We start from the raw sequence: 17,816 nt of genomic DNA on the forward strand, positions 1-17,816 counted from the left end.
CCCACCCATGCGTGCCTGCCGCCTGCTCACCGCCGTTGCCGTGGCCCTGCTTGCCACGGCCTGCCAGCGCCCGCCCGCGGTGCCGGCCACGCCCGAACAGGCCCGGCAGCAGGCCATGCAGCGCGCGTTCGAACTGTGTGCCGGCTGCCACACCGTGCAGCCCGGTGGCATCCACCGCTTCGGGCCCAACCTTCACGGCGTGATCGGCCGCCGCGCCGGCAGCCTGCCCGACTATGGGTATTCCGACGGCATGCGCCGCGCCGACATCACCTGGACCGCACAGACGCTGGATACCTTCCTGCAGTCACCCACGCACCTGGTGCCGGGCACCCGCATGTACAACGCCTTCCCCAGCGCAGAACGCCGCGCCCTGGTGATCGCCTACCTGCAGCAGCAGTCGGCTCAGTGAGCCAGGCGCTGCAGCTGTTGCTGCAGCCGCGCCACGAACGTCGTTACGGTGGCGAACAACGGCGCCGTATCGGCCTCTGCCGCATCCTGCAGGCGCTCGACCAGGGCATTGGCCTGCTGGGCCAGTGCCGTGGCCCCGATCGCCCCGAGCCCGCCGGCCTGGCGATGCAGGTGCAGCGCCGCAGCCTGGCGGTCGCCAGCCTGCACGGCGCGCTGCACGGCGGCCAGGTCACCCTCGCTGGCCTGCAACAGGCTGTCGCGCAGCTGCTCGGCCACCACGCGCGAGCCGAAGCGCTGCTGCAGGGTGGCCAGATCAGGCAATGCTTCACCGTCGTCGGCGGCAACCTCCGGCACCGGCACCTCGAACGACTGGCCCTGGGCCTGCGGCAGCCAGCGCAGCAGCGCCGCACGCAGCGTGGCCAGCGACAGCGGCTTGGCCAGTACCTCGTCCATGCCGGCCTCGCGGCAGCGGCGCGCATCGTCGTCCAGCACGCTGGCGGTCAGCGCCAGCACCGTCAGCCGCGGCTGGCCGGTACGGCCCTCGCGTTCGCGCAGCAGGCGGGTGAAGCCAAATCCATCGAGTACCGGCATGCGGCAGTCGGTGATCACCAGGTCGAAGCTCTCCGACGACAGGCGATCCAGCGCCTGCTGGCCATCGCCCAGCAGCACATGGGGTACGCCCAGCTGCTGCAGCCGCCACGCCATCATCGCCTGGTTGGTCGGGTGGTCCTCGATCACCAGCACCCGTGCCTGACGCAGCGCGGCGGGCAGCAGCGCGGACTGGTCCTGCTCGGCCAGCAGTGCCGCCGCGTCCTCGCTGCCGGCCTCCACCAGCGATACCCGCACTTCGGCGCGGGTTCCTTCGCCCAGCGTGCTGTGCAGGGTCAATTCGCCCTGCATCATCTGCACCAGTCGCTGGCAGATGCTCAAGCCCAGGCCAGTGCCGCCGTGGTCACGCTGGATGTAGGCACCGGCCTGCGTAAAGGGCGCGAACAGGTGCTGCAGTTGTTCCGGTGCGATGCCGATGCCGGTGTCGGTAACGCTCAGGCACAGCGGTTGCACGCCGTCTTCGCTGGTCGGCCCCAGCACCTCCAGCTGCAGGCGCACCTCGCCCTGGCTGGTGAACTTGATGGCATTGCTGAGCAGGTTGAACACGATCTGGCGCAGCCGCACGCCGTCCACTTCGTGGGCCGGCGCCAGCTCGGGATCGATCTGCACGTGCAGCGCCAGGCCACGCGCGCTGGCCTGGGCCGACAGCAGGCGGCACACGCTCTCCAGCAGGGGCCGCAGCGGTTGCGGCACCGGTTCCAGGCGCAACGCCCCTGCTTCCAGCCGCGAGTAATCGAGGATGTCATCGAGGATCTGCCGCAGCATCTGGGCCGAATCCTCGATAACGCCGAGGATGCGCTGCTGTTCGCTGTCCAGCGGTGAGTGCGCCAGCACCTCCAGCATCCCCAGCACGCCACTCATCGGCGTGCGGATCTCATGGCTCATCGTGGCCAGGAAGCGCGATTTGGCCTCGGCGGCCTGCTCGGCGTCCGCCTTCGCCGCCGCCAGGGCATCGGCCTGCATCCGCGCTTCGCTCACGTCCACCCAGTAACCGCTCCAGATCACCGCGCCCTCTTCGGCGGCATAGGGGTGGGCCTGGCTGCGCACCCAGCGCACGCCCTCCCCATCGCTGCGCAGGCGGAACTCCAGGATCAATGGGGCGAACTGGCGCGCGGCCTGCTCGATGGAGTGCAGGATGTGCGCGCGGTCCTCTTCCTCGATGCGTTCCAGCAACACCCTCGCATCCTGTTCGGCCTGCTGCCGTGTAATGCCGAACAACGCAGGCAGGTCACCGGCGATGAACGGGAAGCTGAGCGCGCCATCGGCGTCGCGACGCGCTTGATAGACCACTGCAGGCAGGTTGTCGGTCACCTCGGCCAGACGCTGCTCCAGCTGGCGACGTCCTGCCACCTCGCGGCGCAGCCGCCAATGGCCGACGCCATGTACCAGCAGCGCGGTCAGCAGCACCAGCAGCACCGGCACGCCCCACCGCAGCACCTTGTTCCAGTCGACACCGTTGCGGTACTCCACCCCCAGCCAGGCATTGCGCAGGGCCTCGCGCTTGCGTGGGGTCATCTGCAGCAGCAGGCGATCGAAGGTGGTGGCCAGCGCCGCGTGGCGACGATCCACGGCCAGCACCAGCTGGTCGTTGAAGCCGGCCGGTGCCGCCACCTGCAGCCGCCCCGGGAAACGGCTGCGCAGCAGGTGATCGACCACGGCAAGGTTGCCGATGTACGCATCGGCGTCGCCAGCGAGCAGGCGCTGCAGCGACTGCTCGGCGCTGCGTGCAGCGATGATCCGCGCCTGCGGTGCCTGCTGCAGCACGTAGCCGCGCACACGCTCCGGGTCGGACAGCAGCACGCGCTTGCCCTGCAGGTCAGCCAGGCCCAGCAGCGACTCGCCATCGCTCCTGACCACAATCACGTTCGGCACGCTGATGAAGGGCTGGCTGAACACCCAGTCCGGGCCCAGGTACCGTGAATCGACAGGAATGCCCATCACCGCCTGCAGCTCACCGCGGCGGGCCTTCTCGCGCACCTCGTACCAGTCGTGGCTGTCCTCGACCTGCAGGTTGGCACCGGCCTGCATCAGGCGCTGCAGGTATTCGCTGGCCAGCCCGCTGGGCCGGCCATCCTCGCCGGTGAACGACAGTGGCGCGGCATTCGGGGCGAAACCGATCTTCAACGGCTGCTCCAGCACGCGCTTCTCGGCCTGGCTCAGCGCCAGCTGCGCCGATGCCGACCAGTGCGGCGGTGGCAGCCATCGTTGTGCGAGGGCATCACGCTGGGCCTGGCTGGTGGCCGCCAGCGCCAGGTCCAGGGCTTCGGCCAGGGGTTGCTTGCTGTTGGGAATGCCGAAGTGCAGCCGTTCAGGGGGCAGGTCGCTCGGCCGCAACAGCGCCACGCCCTGCAGGCGCCGGCTGGCAATCAGCTCGGTGGCGACAAAGGCATTGCCGATGTAGACATCGGCCTTGTCGTCTCTGACCATCTGCAATGCGCTCAACGTGTCGTTTACGACAAGCTGGCGGGCACGCGGGAATCGGGCGCGCACCTGCGGACCGGTCAGGAAATCCTGCTCGATCACCACCCGCAGACCCTCCAGGTCGGGCATGTCGGAGGCACGCAGGTCGTCCGGCCGACCCACCAGGGCCAGCGGCGCTTCGCTGTAGGCCGCGGTATAGACCATGCAGCGGGTGCGGTCGGCACTGAGGCCGACATTCATCACCACGTCGATCTCGCCACGACATGCCGCATCCAGCACGGATGTCCAGTCCGGATAGCGGCGCGCCTCGACCTTCATGCCGAGCTGGCGTGCAAGATGCGACAGGTAGTCCGGTCCCAGACCGACCTGCTGGCCGTCACGGAGGGACTCGAAGGGCGGCCAACCGCTGTCATACTGCCCGACAACGATGGTCGGATGCGCCACCAGGTATTCGCGCTGCAACGGGCTGAGCGGCAGCAGCCCAGGGGCCGGCTGTGCCTGGGCCACGGGCAGGGCCAGCACCGCCAGCAGCAGGAGCAGCCCGCGAACAGCCCACCTACGCATCTGCGTCGATCTCCTAGAATCCTGCCAGGGACCGCGATGGTCGCGGCCCGGCGTGCCCGATGGCCATACTAGAGCATGAGCTTGCGCATCATCATCGCAGACGATCACCCGGTGGTCCGCATCGGTACCCGCGCCGTCATCGAGTCGAGCGGCGTGGGCCGCGTGGTCGGCGAGGCCGACAGCGCGCAGGCGCTGATGACCCTGCTCGCCAACCAGCCCTGTGACCTGCTGGTCACCGACTACTCCATGCCGGGCAGCCCGCAGGCCGATGGCTTCGCCATGATCGGCATGATCCGCCGCCGGCATCCGGACCTGCCGGTGCTGATGCTCAGCGTCTCCAGCAACCTGGCGATCCTGCGCATGGTGCTCGACAGTGGCGTGCTCGGTCTGGTCGACAAGAGTTCGTCAATGGACGAGCTGCCGCAGGCCATCCAGTCGGTGTACCGCGGCCAGCCCTACATCAGCCGCAGCCTGCGCGAGCGGGTGGACGCGGCCGGCAGCTGGCGCATGCGCGAGGGCGACGGCAAGCCGTTGTCACCACGCGAAGTGGAGGTGCTGCGACTGCTCGGCACCGGCATGACGGTGAAGGAGATTTCGCTGCAGCTGCACAAGAGCGTCAGCACCATCAGCCGGCAGAAGGGCGACGCCATGCTCAAGCTGGGGTTGAAGGGCGACGCCGAATTGTTCGACTACCTGCGTGACGGCAAGATCTGAGACGCACTTCACATCACAGACCCGGCTGCCGCCCCCCCTCTTTGACGGTCTGCGGATCTGTGCCAAGATGGGCAGGCATGAGTTCTCAATGCGAGGTCGAAGGAATCGACCGGCTCATGTCCTCGCTCCCGTCCGTGGTGGATGGGGTGCGGCTTCCTGCCGGCCGTCTGGCCCGGCAACGCTGACCATGGAGAGGCGCATGCAGTCCCCCCCCGAGCTACGTTGGACCCTGCCGTTGCGGCCCCTGCGCGCATTCGCGGCATGCCTGCTCGTCTCTCTTTCCGCTGCCGCCTGCAGCGCCGCCGATCCGGCCCCCTCGTCCTCCCGGCCTGCGCCTGCGCAGGCTGCCAAAGCGCCCCGACAGGATGTTGCCCCGATGCAGAACCCCTCTCCCGATGCCGCCGTCACCCCGCCCGACGCGCCGACCGTGATGTATTTCATCTACCAGGTCGATGGCGACGGTGCGACGTCCTATGAGGTCCAGAACGGCAGCGTGGCGACCTTCTGGTTCGGCCACCGCTTCACCCTGGACGGCACCACCTACTACACCGGCTTTTCCTGGGATACCCGCGAGCATTACGGCAAGCCGGGCGAACAGCAGCCGGCCGGCCCCGACGACCGCGCCAATCTGGCCGAGGCCACCTTCGTACTGGCCGGCGGCGACGCGAAGAAGCCGTGGAAGTTCCGCGGCCAGGAATGGACCATCGGTGCGCTCGGCGCCTACGACAAGGCCGACGACGTCGATACCCGGCGCAAGCCGATCGAACACCGCACCGCCGACGGCCGCCTGCTGCTGGCGGTGCCGACCAGCAGCTTCGACCGCGGCATCAGCAGCAGCGGCTACGCCCTGCTGCTGTTCAACCCCAAGCGCAGCGAGGACGACCTGGACAGCAAGGTCTGGCGCTACGTCGGCTCGGTGCGCACCGGCGAAGACAACAGCGCGGCCTGCGACGACGGCAACGTGATGCCGTGCACCGACAGCGATGGCGAACTGGCCTTCGTGGCCGATGGCAACGGCCTGCCGCAGCTGACCGTGACCTTCAAGGGCACCACCATCGAAGCCCCGGGCAAGACCCGCGCGCTGGGTGCCGGCGACACCGTGCACTACCGCTTCGACAGCAAGGCCCAGCAGTACATCGCGCCCTGATTTCCATCCGCCGCAGGCGGGTTACCTGTTGACCGACATGTTCTTGACTCACGGATGAGTCCGGTTGGCGATTCGCGGCATCGGCCGCTCCATCAACCCCGAGGAAAACGTCATGGCACAGCATGACTACAGCAAAAAGGAAGTCCTGGACATCGTCGAGCAGGTCGCCCGGCAGAAGGGCATCCCGGTCGATGACTTCATGCGCTTCGCGCACATCGAGACCGGCGGCACCTTCAACGAGCGCGCCCACAACACCTCGACCGGCGCCAAAGGCCTGTTCCAGTTCGTGCCCGGCTCGGCCCGCCAATACCACCTGACCGGCCACGAATTCGACCCGACCCGCAACACCGAAGCCGCCGCGCAGATGTACCAGGACAACCTGGGCTCGATGGCGCGCCGCAATGAGCGCACCGGCCACCCGTACCTGTCCGGCGGCGACACGCCGACCGGCCTGGACCTGTACCTGGCCCACCAGCAGGGCAGCGCCGGCTATGGCTCGGTGCAGACCGCGATCGCCACCGGCACCTTCGGCGTGGTCCGCAACGGCCATGGCGAAGAGATCAACATGCGCCGCAACGTGCTCAACCAGATCGGGTCCGATGCCAAGGCGCTGACCGGCCACACCCTGGCCGAAATGCGTGGCATGAACGACGGCGACCTGGCGCGGACCTTCTCCAGCTACTACATCCACAAGTACGCAGCGATCAGCATCCCGGAAAAGCACATCACGCCGCAGACCGTGGCACCGGGCCAGGCCCAGGCTCCAGCCACACCTGCGCAGACCGCCGCAGTGGGCGCCGCTGCGGCCACGCTGGCGGCGACCGCAACGGCTCCTGCTGCGCCGAAGCCGGGCATCGAACTGCACGCCGCGTACGACGCTGGCGTGAAGTACGACGATGTGAAGTACGCCATCAACATCCCGGGCCACGCGCTGTACGTGCCGGGCAAGACCGGCAAGAACGTGGACCAGGGCTACATCGATTGCTCCGGCTGGGTCGGCACCCTGCAGAACCGGACCATGGACGAGATCAACCAGAAGGCCGGGCACGCTGTCTTCAGCAAGGCCGACCGCATCGACCTGGGCAACCTCGGTTCCGGCGGCATCGTGCACAAGGCCGTCGAACAGTCCGGCGTGCTGCTCGAGCGCGACGCCATCCTCAAGCCCGGTGCGCTGAAGGAAGGCATGGTCATCGGCCTGGATACGGCCAGGACCCGCCACGAGCACTGGAATGGCATCGACCACATCGTGATGGTGGTGCGCGACCCGAACACCGACAAGCTGCTGATCAGCCAGTCCACCGGCAGCAAGGGCGTGCACACCATGCCGGTGGAGGATTACCTCAAGCAGGTGAAGGACCACCCGCACTGGAAGCTGTTCGCGTCGGACCCGTTGTCCAAGGCGCGCGACCTGCTGGAAAGCCGCACCCAATCGCATGAGCAGACCCAGGGCAAGCCTGCGGCCGAACACAAGGCCGCTGCCGCCCCGCACGCCGAGCTGTACAAGCCGGGCGCGCACAGCGAGGGCGTGCGCAAGGTGCAGGAGCAGCTGGGCCACCTCGGCTATGCCGGGGCCGACGGCAAGCCGCTGGCCGAGGACGGCCGCTTCGGCCGCAATACCGAAGCGGCGGTACGCCAGCTGCAGAAGGACAACGGGCTGGTTGCCGACGGCATCGTCGGTGCAAAGACGCTGGATGCGATCAAGGAGGCCCGCGAGCGCCCGCTGCTGAACGACGAGCGGCACCCGCGCAATCCGATGTACCTGCAGGCCACCGAAGGCCTGGAGCGGATGCCGGCGGGCACCTTCAAGGACCGCCACGCGCTGGAAAGCGCCGCAGCGGCCCTGACCAGGGAGGCGCATGCCGCCGGCCTGCAGCGCATCGACGCGGTGGTGCCCAGCCCGAACGGTGAGCGCCTGTTCGCCGTGCAGGGCACGGTCGGTGACCCGGCGGCCAGCCGCGTTGCGGTGGAAACCCGCACCGCCAGCGAGCAGAGCATGGCGCTCAGCAGCGGCGCGGTGCAGGGCGCGCCGAACGTGCTGCACCAGCAGCAGGACGCGCAGCAGGAACAGACCCGCCAGGCGCAGAAGGCCATGGGCGTCTGAGCCCGCAGCGCCTTGCAGACCGGGAGGGGCCGCGCCATGCGCGGCCCTTTCCCTTTCTGCCAGCTGAGCGGTAAAAGCCACTTTCAGCCTTGCTTCATGCCGCCTGCCGCTAGATGAATGCGCAAGCCGCCCGGTAGGCCAGGCAATGTTCCGGCAATGTTGGAACGCCAGCGTGGTCTCCACGGCAGCCGGGGCGCCCCGCGCCCTCCCTGCCCAGCGTGGCATGCACCTCACAGGAGAACCGAACATGCTCAGTACTTCCACACTCAGCTTCCGTGGTCTGGCGATGGCCCTGGCACTGGTTGCCGGTGTCGCCGTGGTCAGCGATGCCAGCGCGATGTCGAGGAAGGACAAGCGCACCCTGGTCGGCGCCGTGGTCGGTGGCGTGGCCGGCAACCTGCTGTCCAACGGCGACCCTGCGGCCACCGTCGGCGGTGCCGTGGCCGGCGGCGCGATCGGCAACCTGACCACCTCCGACCGCCGCGACCGCCCTTACTACGACAATCGCCGTTACGACGACCGCTACGATCGCCGTTACGACCGTGGCTACTACCGCAGTGGCTACTACGACCGTGGCGATGACCGCCGCTGGCAGCGTGAGCGCTACTACGACAACCGCTACTACCACGACCGCGGCCGCCATCGCGGCTGGTAAGCAGCGCCGACATACCGATGACGCGGAGACGGGCGGGTCGATGACCCGCCCGTTTGCGTTGGCCACGCGCATGGCGTTGAATGCGCAGCCTTGGATGTGACTTTCCCGATCGGACTGTGGCATGACGTCTTCCTCCCACCGCGTGCAGGGCCTCAACAACGACGAGGTCGCTGCCGACTGGCCAGCGATCAGCGCGGCGGACATCGCGTGGCTGAGTACGCGTTACCCGCAGCTGGGCGGGCACAGCCAACCGCGCTGGCACAGCCCGCGGCCGCTGTCTGCCGCCGCCATCGTCGACGGCACGCGCGGCGCGGTGTTCATCAAGCGCCACCACCACAGCGTGCGCAGCGCGGCCTGTCTGGAAGAAGAACACCACTTCATCGCCCATCTCGCCGCCGCCGGCGTGCCAGTGGTGCAGGTGCTGCCGGCCACCGATGGCCACACTGCGGTCGAACACGGCGAATGGACGTTTGAACTGCACGATGTCGGCGTGGGCGACGACCTGTATCGCGACGCGGTGTCGTGGTCGCTGTTGACCGATGTCGCGCAGGCCCGCGAGGCAGGGCGCACGCTCGCACAGCTGCACCGTGCCGCCGCCAGCTACCACGCGCCCCAGCGCAGCACCCATCTGCTGGTGGCGCGCGACGACCTGATCCGTGCCGACGATCCGATCGCCGCCATCAAGGCAGGACTGGATGAACGTCCCGGGCTGGCACGCTATCTCGCGCGCATTCCATGGGAAGCACAGCTGCAGCGCGACGTGCTGCCGTGGCACGCCGGCCTGGCCGAGCGCCTGCGCGCCGAGCCCCGGCTGTGGGCGCACAACGACTGGCATGTCTCCAACCTGCTGTGGCGCAACGGCGAGGTCAGCACCGTGCTGGATTTCGGCCTGGCGTCGCCCACCAGCGCGCTGTTCGACCTCGCCACCGCGATCGAGCGCAACGCAGTGGCGTGGCTGGAACTGGAGCGCGGCATGGAGGCAGTGCGCATCGATATCGCGCTGGCCCTGCTCGACGGCTACCGCGAGGTGCTGCCGTTGTCGGCGGCACGCGTGCACCTGCTGGCCGACCTGCTGCCAATGGTCCATTTCGACTTCGCACTGTCCGAAGTGGAGTACTTCGAAGGTGTCACCCGCTCAACCGCGAATGCCGACGTGGCCTGGCAGCCCTTCATGCTGGGCCATCCGGCGTGGTTCCACAGCGCGCCGGGGCGGGCACTGCTGCAGGCCCTGCACGCCGTCGCGTGATCCGGTTGACGCAGCGTTGCGGTCAGATCCCTTTCCGCAGGAAAGGGATCTGACCCCGGCTGGCGCTCGCAAATCCGTACCATTTGTAGTGAAATGGTCACCTGAAGCGGGGGTGCCTGGATCTGCCAGGCTGAGAGAGTCCCTTGGAACCTGATCCGGTTTGCACCGGCGTAGGGAGCTTTGAGCCGCAGCCACACCCCCATCATGGGCCGGTGCACCTGCGCGCCGTCGCTTCGTCTCCCTTGTTGTCCGAAGACGAACCGAATGAACCGCTGCCTGCGCCCCACCCTGCTCTCACTCGCCCTCTGCGCCGCGCTGCCGCTGCATGCCAGCGAGGCCGAGGCCACCACCGATGCGGCTGCCACTGGTGCCGAACGCTCGCCGACCGAACTGGCGGCGGTGCGCGTGGAGGCCGGCAAGCCGAAGGCCGATACCTCGCGCGTGAATGCCTTCGGCGGCGGTTCGTGGAAGGACACGCCGGCTTCGGTGAACGTGCTCGAGCGCGACTATCTCGAACGTCGCCAGGTACGTTCGCTGTCCGAGCTGGCCAGCAACGATGCCTCGCTGGGTGATGCGTATGCACCTGTGGGCTACTACCAGAACATCGCCATCCGCGGCTTCGCGCTGGACGCCGCCACCGGCTACCGCTTCAACGGGCTGTCCATCGCCGGCGAGCAACGCTTGGCGCTGGAGAACGTGCAGTCGGTGGAGATCCTCAAGGGTGAAGCCGGCCTGGCGGCAGGGGTGATGGCGCCGGGCGGGATCATCAACTACATCGGCAAGCGCCCGGCTGAAGTACGCACCGCCACGCTCGGCACCGATTCGGAAGGCTCACGCTACGTCGCCGTCGATGTCGGCCACTGGATCACCCCGCGTTTCGGCCTGCGCCTGAATGCCGCATGGGACTCCAGCAATTCCTACGTCGCGCACGCCGATGGCCGCCGCAACTTCTACTCGCTGGCCGCCGACTGGCTGATCGGCGAGCGCGGCAAGCTGGAAGTAGATGCCAACTACCAGACCAGCTCGCAGCGCTCGGTGTCCGGCTACCAGCTGCTGGGCGCGCGTGACCTGCCGCGCGGTGTCGACCGCGAGCACCTGCTCGGCTACCAGCCGTGGCAGCGCCCGGTGGATATCGCCAGCACCAACATCACCGCGCTGCATACCTACGACTTCAACGATGCCTGGCAGTCGCGCGTCTCGGTCGGCCACAGCCGCTCGGTGATCGATGACAACGTCGCCTTCGCCTACGGCTGCTACTACGCCGTGCAGTGCGCCGATGGCAGCGTGCCAGGCAACTACTTCGCGCCCAACGGCGACTACGATGTCTACGACTACCGCAGCCCGGACGACACCCGCCGCAACCAGCAGGCCCGTGCCGAGCTGCGTGGCCGCTTCGAGACCGGCAGCGTCGGCCATCAGCTGACCCTCGGTGCCGACTACTTCCGCCGCACCGTGGACAAGCGCCCGAGCGTCAACGAGTACGTCGGCACCAGCAACATCCACGATCCGCAGGTGCCCGTATTCGCGCCGTCGCCGAAGATGCCGGGCCCCTCCGCACGGCGCCTGGACAGCCGCCAGACCGCGTTCTTCGCGCTGGACCGGATGAGCTTCGGTGATGACTGGCAGTGGCTGGCCGGTGGCCGCTTCGTGCGCCTGGACGAGCGCGCCTACGACAAGCGTGGCACCCCGCAGCGGCACAGCCGCCTGTCGCGCTTCCTGCCGCAGACCGCCGTGGTGTGGAAGGCCACCGACCAGCTCAACGCCTATGCCAGCTATGTGCGCGGCATTTCGCTGGGCCAGGAAGCGCCGTTCTGGACCAGCAATGCCGACACTTTCCTGCCGTCGGTGCAGTCGCGCCAGCTGGAAGTAGGCGTGAAGTACGTGCCGGTCGAGGCGCTGACCCTGGGCGCAGCCGTGTTCCGCATCTCGCAGCCGTACCAGTACGCCAGGCCCGACAGCAGCGACGTCGGCTACACCTTCGTCGAGGAAGGCACGCAGACCCACACCGGCCTGGAGCTGACCGCCAACGGCCAGCTGACCGACGCACTGCAGATCGTGGCCAGCGCCAGCATGCTGCAGGCCCGGGCGCGCGACACCGGCACGCCGGCCTATGAGGGCCATCAGCTGGTGAACGTGCCGAAGGTGCGCGCCAGCGTGCACGTGGCCTACGCGTTGCCGTTCGTGCAGGGCCTGGACGTGACCGGTGGCTGGCGCTATGCCGGTGCCAACGTGGCACGCGCCGACGGTGGCGTGCGCGCGCCGGACTACTCGGTGTTCGATGCCGGCCTGCGCTTCCAGCATCGCCTGCACGAACGCGCGGTGACCTGGAACCTGTCGGTGGACAACGTATTCAACCGCTTCTACTGGCGCGATACCGGCAGCAGCGGCGGTGACTACTACCTGTTCCCCGGTGCACCGCGACAGGCCCGCCTGTCGGTGACGTTCGCGCTGTGAGCGGCGTGATGCTCGAGTGGACCGCCGCGCTGTGCAGCATCCTCGGCGTCTGGCTGATGGCCAGGCGCCGGCTGTCGGCATGGCCGGTGGGCCTGCTGTCGGTGGCGCTGTATGGCCTGGTGTTCGCCGAGGCCAAGCTGTACTCGGACACCCTGCTGCAGGTCGCCTTCGGTGGCTTCCTGGTCTATGGCTGGCTCAACTGGCGGCAGCACGCCGCCGATGAGGGCAGCATCCGCATCGTGCCACTGGCACGCGGCACGCTGCTGCGCGACCTGGCCTTCGGCCTGTGCGGTGGCGTGGCGCTGGGTGCGGCCATGCACACCTTCACCGATGCCGCGCTGCCCTGGCTGGACGCGATGCTGACCGCGCTGAGCCTGGTCGGCCAGTGGTGGCAGGCACGCCGCCACGTGGCCTGCTGGTGGGTGTGGATCGCGGTGGACGTGGTCTATGTGGGTGCGTACCTGTTCAAGTCGCTGCACGTGACCGCGGCACTGTACGTGTTCTTCCTCGGCCTGGCCGTGTTCGGGCTGCGCGCATGGAGCGCCGCCGCGCGTGAACCGCAGGTGGCAACGCGATAGAGCCACGCCATGCGTGGCCGGGCTACCGGTAGTCGCCAACCTGGGTTGGCGCGCCTGCCGACCAAGGTCGGCATCTACCCACCACATCCACGCATGGCATGGATCTACTTCGGCTCCAGCAACAGGCCCAATCGCATCGGTTGGCGCATGTCGGCCGGCGGTGCCGCCTGCAACGGCGCGGCCTGCAGCGTCGCGTGCAGGTCGGCGTCGACCTGGGCATCGCCCAGGCTGTCGAATTCCAGTTTCGAAATACGGCCATCCGCCGCGATCCACACGCTCACCGGAAGCGGTGCCGGTGTGTCAGGGTGCGCCTGCAACCACGCCAGCACACGCTGCGCCTGCGGGTCCTGTTCCTGCTGCAGGCGCTGCTGCAGCTGGCCACCCACGGCGGCGGCGTAGGCCATCCAGTGCGCAGGGGCTTCCTGCGCGGAAACGCTGGCACTCCCCAGTGCCAACGCGCCGAACACCGCAGCCAGACGCCGCCACCAGCGGCGTAGGCCGGTCCTGTTCCCTGCCATGGCCATCGCCTGCCTCCTGCACTCCCATCCAGCGCGCCATGGTCGGCGGCCTAGATGACAGGCAGATGGCGGCCGGTGATGGCCCGGCGCGATCACTCGCCCAGGTCGGCCAGCACTTTGCGCGAGGGCGCGAAGAAGGTCACGCCGGTGGTGGCGGTGGAGAAGTCGAGGATGCGGTCATGCAGCGGCGCAGGATTGCCGATGAACATGCGCTCGAGCATCTTCTCGATCACCCACAGGCGGCGCGTGTAGCCGATGAAGTAGGTGCCGTACTCGCCGCGGCCCGGGTTGGCGAACGGCATGTTGTCACGCAGGATCTCGTGCTCGCCGTCGGCGTCCTCGATGGTGCACAGCGTCTTGTGCGATTTCTGTGCATCGGCCGGCGCATCGTCCAGCTCGATGTTGTCGTGCTTGGTACGGCCGATGATCGCCTCCTGCGCCTCGGTCTTCTGCGCGCGCCAGGCATCGAGGTTGTGCAGGTACTTCTGCACCACCACGTAACTGCCGCCGGCATGTTCCGGGTCTTCCTCACCCACGATCGTGGCTTCCGGCAGCGACAGCCCCTCCGGGTTGGCGGTGCCATCGACGAAGTCGAGCAGGTCGCGGCCATCGAAGTAGCGGAAGCCGGCCACGTCATCGACCGCTTCGACCGCATCACCGAAGGCCATCAGCAGGTTGCGCTCGAACGCCACGATCAGGTCCATGGTGCGTGCGCGGATGTGGTACAGCAGGTCACCGGGCGTGGACACGGCGGTGTGGGTCGCGCCCTTGATCTCGCGGAACGGCTTCAGCTCGCGTGGCGGCGTGGAGCCTACCAGCGGCTGCCACACGCGATGGCCGATGGCCACGTTGCAGGTGAAGGTGCGCTCGATCTCGCGGATGGCGGTGTTCTTGATCAGATCGTCGGTACTGGCCAGCACCTCGCGCGCCTTGGCGATCGACGCCTCGTCATCCTTCACCTTCAGCACCAGGAACGCCGCCGAATGGGTGAGCGGCGCAGTGATCTGCTGCGGCTCGTTGTCGAGCGTGTGGTTGACGGCGGTGATCGGTGCGGGCTGGGAGTTCACGGCGGTTCCTGCTGGCTTGAGGCGGACGCATCGCGTGTGGCGATGTGCGGGCGATCATAGCGGAACCGCCTGACCGGGGACGGAGCGGTTCTCGTTCCGTCCACCGGCGAAGGTACGAAGACCTCAGTCCACATCACTCCAGACCGCCAGCTCGTAGCCGTCCAGATCGCGGAAGTGGAAGCGGCGGCCGCCGGGGAAGGCGAACACCGCCTGCACCACCTCGCCACCGGCGGCGACCACGCGCTGCTGTGCGTCGGCCAGGTCCGCGCAGTACAGGATCACCAGCGGTCCTCCGTGAGCACGCAACGGCGCGTCAGACACGAAGCCGCCCTTCAGCCGGCCATCGTCGAACTCGGTGTAGGACGGACCATAGTCGGTGAACTGCCAGCCGAACACCTCGCCGTAGAAGCGTTTGCTGCGGGCGATGTCGGCGACGTTGAATTCGATGTTGTCGATGCGGCGTTCGGCTTCGTGGGTAGCTTCGTGGCTCATGAGGTTGCTCCGTGATTGGAACCCCAGCTTCGGTCAGCGCGGCACGGCGGTCTTGAACAAAACGGCCATCATTGTCCCCACTCCAGGCGCAGCTCGCTGGCGGTCATGCCAGTCAGCTCGCGCGCCTCGCGGCTGAGATGGGCCTGGTCGGCATAGCCGGCATCAGCGGCCAGCATCGCCAACGAATGCTGTGGCAGCGCGCGACTCTGGCGCAGGAAACGTTGCAGCCGCAGGATCCGCTCCAGCGTCTTGGCGCCGTAGCCGAACTGCGACTGGCTGAAACGCCGCAGGCTGCGCGGGCTCAGGCCCAACTGCGCCGCCAGCGTATCCAGCGTGGCATTACCCGCGGCGAGCGCTTGGAACAGGACATGGGCGCGCTGCGCCGGCGTATCGAGCGCGGCCGCACCCATGTGCTGTTGCAGGCAGTGCGCCATTCGCTGCAGGCGCTGTGCAGGCGCGGTGTCGCCGATGGAGGCCGCCGCCTTGTTCGCCCACGCGCCCTTCAGATCAGCCAGTGGCACGGCCTGGCCGATGATCCCGGCCAAAGGCAGGCCCAGCGCGGCCAATGCCTGGCCGGGGCGGAAGCGTGCGCCCAGCACCTGCGCACCGGGTGCCAGCGCCGGGTGCGCGGCCACACGGTCCGGGCCGACGACGAACAGCGCACCGTCGCGCCAGAGGATATCCACGCAGCCATCGGGCAATACGGTGATGTGCCCATCGGCATCGGCAGGAAGCTGGCTCTGCCACAGCTGGCCAAAGTGGCCGCGCAGCGGCGCAGGCGTCAGATGTTCCTGGTAGGTCGTGCCGGTGCCTGCAAGAGAGGAAGGGTCGCCCATGCCGCATTGTGGCGCCACGGGGCCCATAAAAGTGAAGCCCGGCGCGAGGCCGGGCTTCGGTTGGCGTGTGGGAGAGAGAGAGAGAGTCACACGCCAGCACAACACGCACTAACGACAGGCGTTTGTTACCAGGTGAAGCGCGGGCCCACGAACCACTCGCGGTCGCCGGCCTTGGCCAGCTTCACTTCGCCACTCAGGCCCCAGTTCTGGTTGAACTTGGCGGTGGCGCCGACGCGGCCGTAGAACTCGCCGTCCGGGTTGATGCCGTGCTTCTTGGTGTAGTCCTCGTAGCCGGCCATCACGTAGCCTTCCACGTACGGGTTGAACGCGGTGCGCACGCCGACTTCGGTCGAGTAGCCGTTGAAGTCCAGGCCATGCTTCATGTCGAACTTCTGGTACGCAACGCGGGCCACCAGGTCGGTGTTCGGTGCGATGCCGTAGTTGTAGCCGGCACCGATGCGCCACTGGTCGACGTCATTCTTGAACTTGTCGGTCTCCTGCGCGCTGTAGTCGCCGAAGATGTGGAAGTTCGGGTGCACCGCCACGGAACCCTTCACCTTCCAGCCATCGGCGTCGCCGCCCTTGGCATCGGTGTTCACGTAGCCGCCTTCAACGTAGTTGTACGACAGGCCGTCGGTTGCCGATGCAGCGAACGGCAGGGCAGCCAGGAGACCCAGGGCGAGCAGCGAATTCTTGTTCATCGGGACACACCTTTAATTATTTTGGTTTCGTCGGCCGCCTCCCGGGAGGGGGAGAGAGAGGAGGCGGTCGACAGGTGTGAATTATCCGTTAGGGGGTCTAATCGACCCTGAATATTGAACTGACTGGTGTATAAATAAGGCTGGCGTTCAGGGAACTCCACATGCCGCACGCGTCCGTCGCATCACTGCTGTTTCCGCCCCATGCGCGCCGCGCGGTGCGGGTGCTGCTCCTCGTCGCCCTGCCGATGATGCAGCTGCCAGCCAACGCGGCCGAGCGCGCCCAACCTTCTGCACGCATCGTGGTACAGACAGACGATGTCACGCGTTTCTTCAGCGTGCTGGATGCCACTGGAGGAAAACCCAGTGCCGAAGACCTGCAGCGCGGCTATCTGGACACCGGCACGGAGGCATTGCGCAGCTTCACCGACAGCCGCATCGGATCAATGGAGCGTTTGGCCAGGGCCATCCAGGACAAGCCGGCGTTGTTCGCCAAGGCGCGGACCTGTGCAGCGGCATTGCCGGCGATCCGCGCGCGGGTTGCCGACGCACTCGATCGGATGGGCACGCTGCTCCCCACTGCACGTTTTCCTCCGGTCACCGTGCTGGTCGGGCGGGGTAACAGCGGCGGCGTCACCACCGAAGATGGTGTGGTGATCGGACTGGAAGCACTGTGCAACGCCGACTGGATGCAGGCCGATGTAGGTGACCGCTTCGTGCATCTGATCGCGCATGAGTATGTGCACGTGCAACAGCCCGGTGCACGCGTGGACGTAGAGCAGCCCACCCTGCTCTATCAGACGTTGCTTGAAGGCGGCGCCGAGTACGTGGGTGAACTGATCTCGGGGCAACCGGCCAACGCGCATCTGCGTCGCTGGGCCCAGGGCCGCGAATGTGCGCTGGAGCGCGCGTTCGTACAGGACAGTGGGGGCACCGATCTTTCGAAGTGGCTGTACAACGGCCCCGGCGATGAAGCACGACGTGGAGATCTCGGTTACTGGGTCGGCTACCGCATCGCGCGCAGCTATGTTTCCCGCGCGCCAGACAGGACCAGGGCCATCGCCACGCTGCTGGATGTGCGGCCCGACGCCGCCGCGACCGTGTTCGAGGCGAGTGGATGGACGCCTGCCTGCACTGCTGCCAAAGGCATGGAAACGCAAGTGCTGTGAGAGCCGCTTCATACTGATGAATTGGCGACCTTGAACAGGCACAAGGCACGCCGCCGACGTAGATCAGCTCGCCTGATCCCGCTTGTTAATGTTGGGTCAGAGGCCGGCTTCACAGTGCTTCCACGTATTCAAATTCCAG

Annotated in this window: 15 protein-coding genes and 1 riboswitch; of the genes, 9 read left to right on the forward strand and 6 right to left on the reverse strand. The window is 67.6% G+C overall.

Annotation, left to right across the window (positions count from 1 at the left end; translation table 11 throughout):
* Positions 1 to 7 precede the first annotated feature (7 nt).
* Positions 8 to 409, forward strand: coding sequence for a c-type cytochrome (locus VG566_RS14540; protein ID WP_014645538.1), 402 nt, complete (start codon positions 8 to 10; stop codon positions 407 to 409).
* Here the strand turns inward: VG566_RS14540 and VG566_RS14545 are convergent.
* Positions 403 to 4,002: an ATP-binding protein gene (locus tag VG566_RS14545; RefSeq protein WP_241884596.1), complete on the reverse strand. Its 3,600-nt coding sequence runs from the start codon at positions 4,000 to 4,002 to the stop codon at positions 403 to 405. The genes VG566_RS14540 and VG566_RS14545 overlap by 7 nt on opposite strands.
* Before the next feature lie 75 nt (positions 4,003 to 4,077).
* On the opposite strand from VG566_RS14545, the gene VG566_RS14550 reads away from it, so the two are divergent.
* The 7 genes from VG566_RS14550 (at position 4,078) to pnuC (ending at position 12,897) form a co-directional block, all read left to right on the forward strand.
* Complete coding sequence (locus VG566_RS14550) at positions 4,078 to 4,716, forward strand: response regulator transcription factor (protein ID WP_014035550.1); 639 nt, start codon at positions 4,078 to 4,080, stop codon at positions 4,714 to 4,716.
* Between the two features lie 376 nt (positions 4,717 to 5,092).
* Positions 5,093 to 5,863, forward strand: coding sequence for a hypothetical protein (locus VG566_RS14555; protein ID WP_014645535.1), 771 nt, complete (start codon positions 5,093 to 5,095; stop codon positions 5,861 to 5,863).
* 112 nt (positions 5,864 to 5,975) lie between these two features.
* A complete protein-coding gene (locus VG566_RS14560) occupies positions 5,976 to 7,964 on the forward strand; it encodes a peptidoglycan-binding protein (RefSeq protein WP_241884597.1) in 1,989 nt (662 codons plus the stop codon).
* Between the two features lie 247 nt (positions 7,965 to 8,211).
* Positions 8,212 to 8,619, forward strand: coding sequence for a glycine zipper 2TM domain-containing protein (locus VG566_RS14565; RefSeq protein ID WP_241884598.1), 408 nt, complete (start codon positions 8,212 to 8,214; stop codon positions 8,617 to 8,619).
* A 121-nt stretch (positions 8,620 to 8,740) separates the two neighbouring features.
* A complete protein-coding gene (locus tag VG566_RS14570) occupies positions 8,741 to 9,865 on the forward strand; it encodes a phosphotransferase enzyme family protein (RefSeq protein WP_075076531.1) in 1,125 nt (374 codons plus the stop codon).
* A gap of 98 nt (positions 9,866 to 9,963) precedes the next feature.
* Positions 9,964 to 10,059, forward strand: a riboswitch (TPP riboswitch).
* 70 nt (positions 10,060 to 10,129) lie between these two features.
* Positions 10,130 to 12,319 (forward strand): TonB-dependent siderophore receptor, encoded by a 2,190-nt coding sequence (locus VG566_RS14575; RefSeq protein ID WP_241884599.1) that lies wholly within the window; start codon positions 10,130 to 10,132, stop codon positions 12,317 to 12,319.
* A gap of 8 nt (positions 12,320 to 12,327) precedes the next feature.
* Positions 12,328 to 12,897, forward strand: a complete 570-nt coding sequence (gene pnuC, locus VG566_RS14580; protein WP_046427881.1) for a nicotinamide riboside transporter PnuC — start codon at positions 12,328 to 12,330, stop codon at positions 12,895 to 12,897.
* 104 nt (positions 12,898 to 13,001) lie between these two features.
* On the opposite strand, the gene VG566_RS14585 is transcribed toward pnuC, so the two are convergent.
* The 5 genes from VG566_RS14585 to VG566_RS14605 all read right to left on the reverse strand — a co-directional run bounded on the left by VG566_RS14585 (position 13,002) and on the right by VG566_RS14605 (position 16,511).
* Positions 13,002 to 13,421, reverse strand: a complete 420-nt coding sequence (locus VG566_RS14585) for a hypothetical protein (RefSeq protein WP_241884600.1) — start codon at positions 13,419 to 13,421, stop codon at positions 13,002 to 13,004.
* An 86-nt stretch (positions 13,422 to 13,507) separates the two neighbouring features.
* The gene (locus tag VG566_RS14590) at positions 13,508 to 14,482 is read right to left on the reverse strand and encodes a Dyp-type peroxidase (protein ID WP_241884601.1); all 975 of its coding nucleotides are present in this window, start codon (positions 14,480 to 14,482) and stop codon (positions 13,508 to 13,510) included.
* 123 nt (positions 14,483 to 14,605) lie between these two features.
* A complete protein-coding gene (locus VG566_RS14595) occupies positions 14,606 to 14,974 on the reverse strand; it encodes a VOC family protein (RefSeq protein ID WP_032959386.1) in 369 nt (122 codons plus the stop codon).
* Between the two features lie 68 nt (positions 14,975 to 15,042).
* Positions 15,043 to 15,810 carry a helix-turn-helix transcriptional regulator gene (locus VG566_RS14600; protein WP_046427864.1) on the reverse strand — a complete coding sequence of 256 codons (768 nt, stop codon included), beginning with the start codon at positions 15,808 to 15,810 and terminating at the stop codon, positions 15,043 to 15,045.
* Between the two features lie 125 nt (positions 15,811 to 15,935).
* Positions 15,936 to 16,511, reverse strand: coding sequence for an Ax21 family protein (locus VG566_RS14605; protein WP_005411880.1), 576 nt, complete (start codon positions 16,509 to 16,511; stop codon positions 15,936 to 15,938).
* Positions 16,512 to 16,672: 161 nt separating this feature from the next.
* Here VG566_RS14605 and VG566_RS14610 point away from each other — a divergent pair, with 161 nt between their 5' ends.
* Entirely contained in the window at positions 16,673 to 17,677 is a 1,005-nt protein-coding gene (locus tag VG566_RS14610) for a DUF2268 domain-containing putative Zn-dependent protease (RefSeq protein WP_423172646.1), read from the forward strand.
* Positions 17,678 to 17,816: the final 139 nt, after the last annotated feature.

The sequence above is a fragment of the Stenotrophomonas sp. CASM114 genome (assembly GCF_049384325.1).
In the GTDB taxonomy this organism is placed as follows: Bacteria; Pseudomonadota; Gammaproteobacteria; order Xanthomonadales; family Xanthomonadaceae; genus Stenotrophomonas; species Stenotrophomonas muris.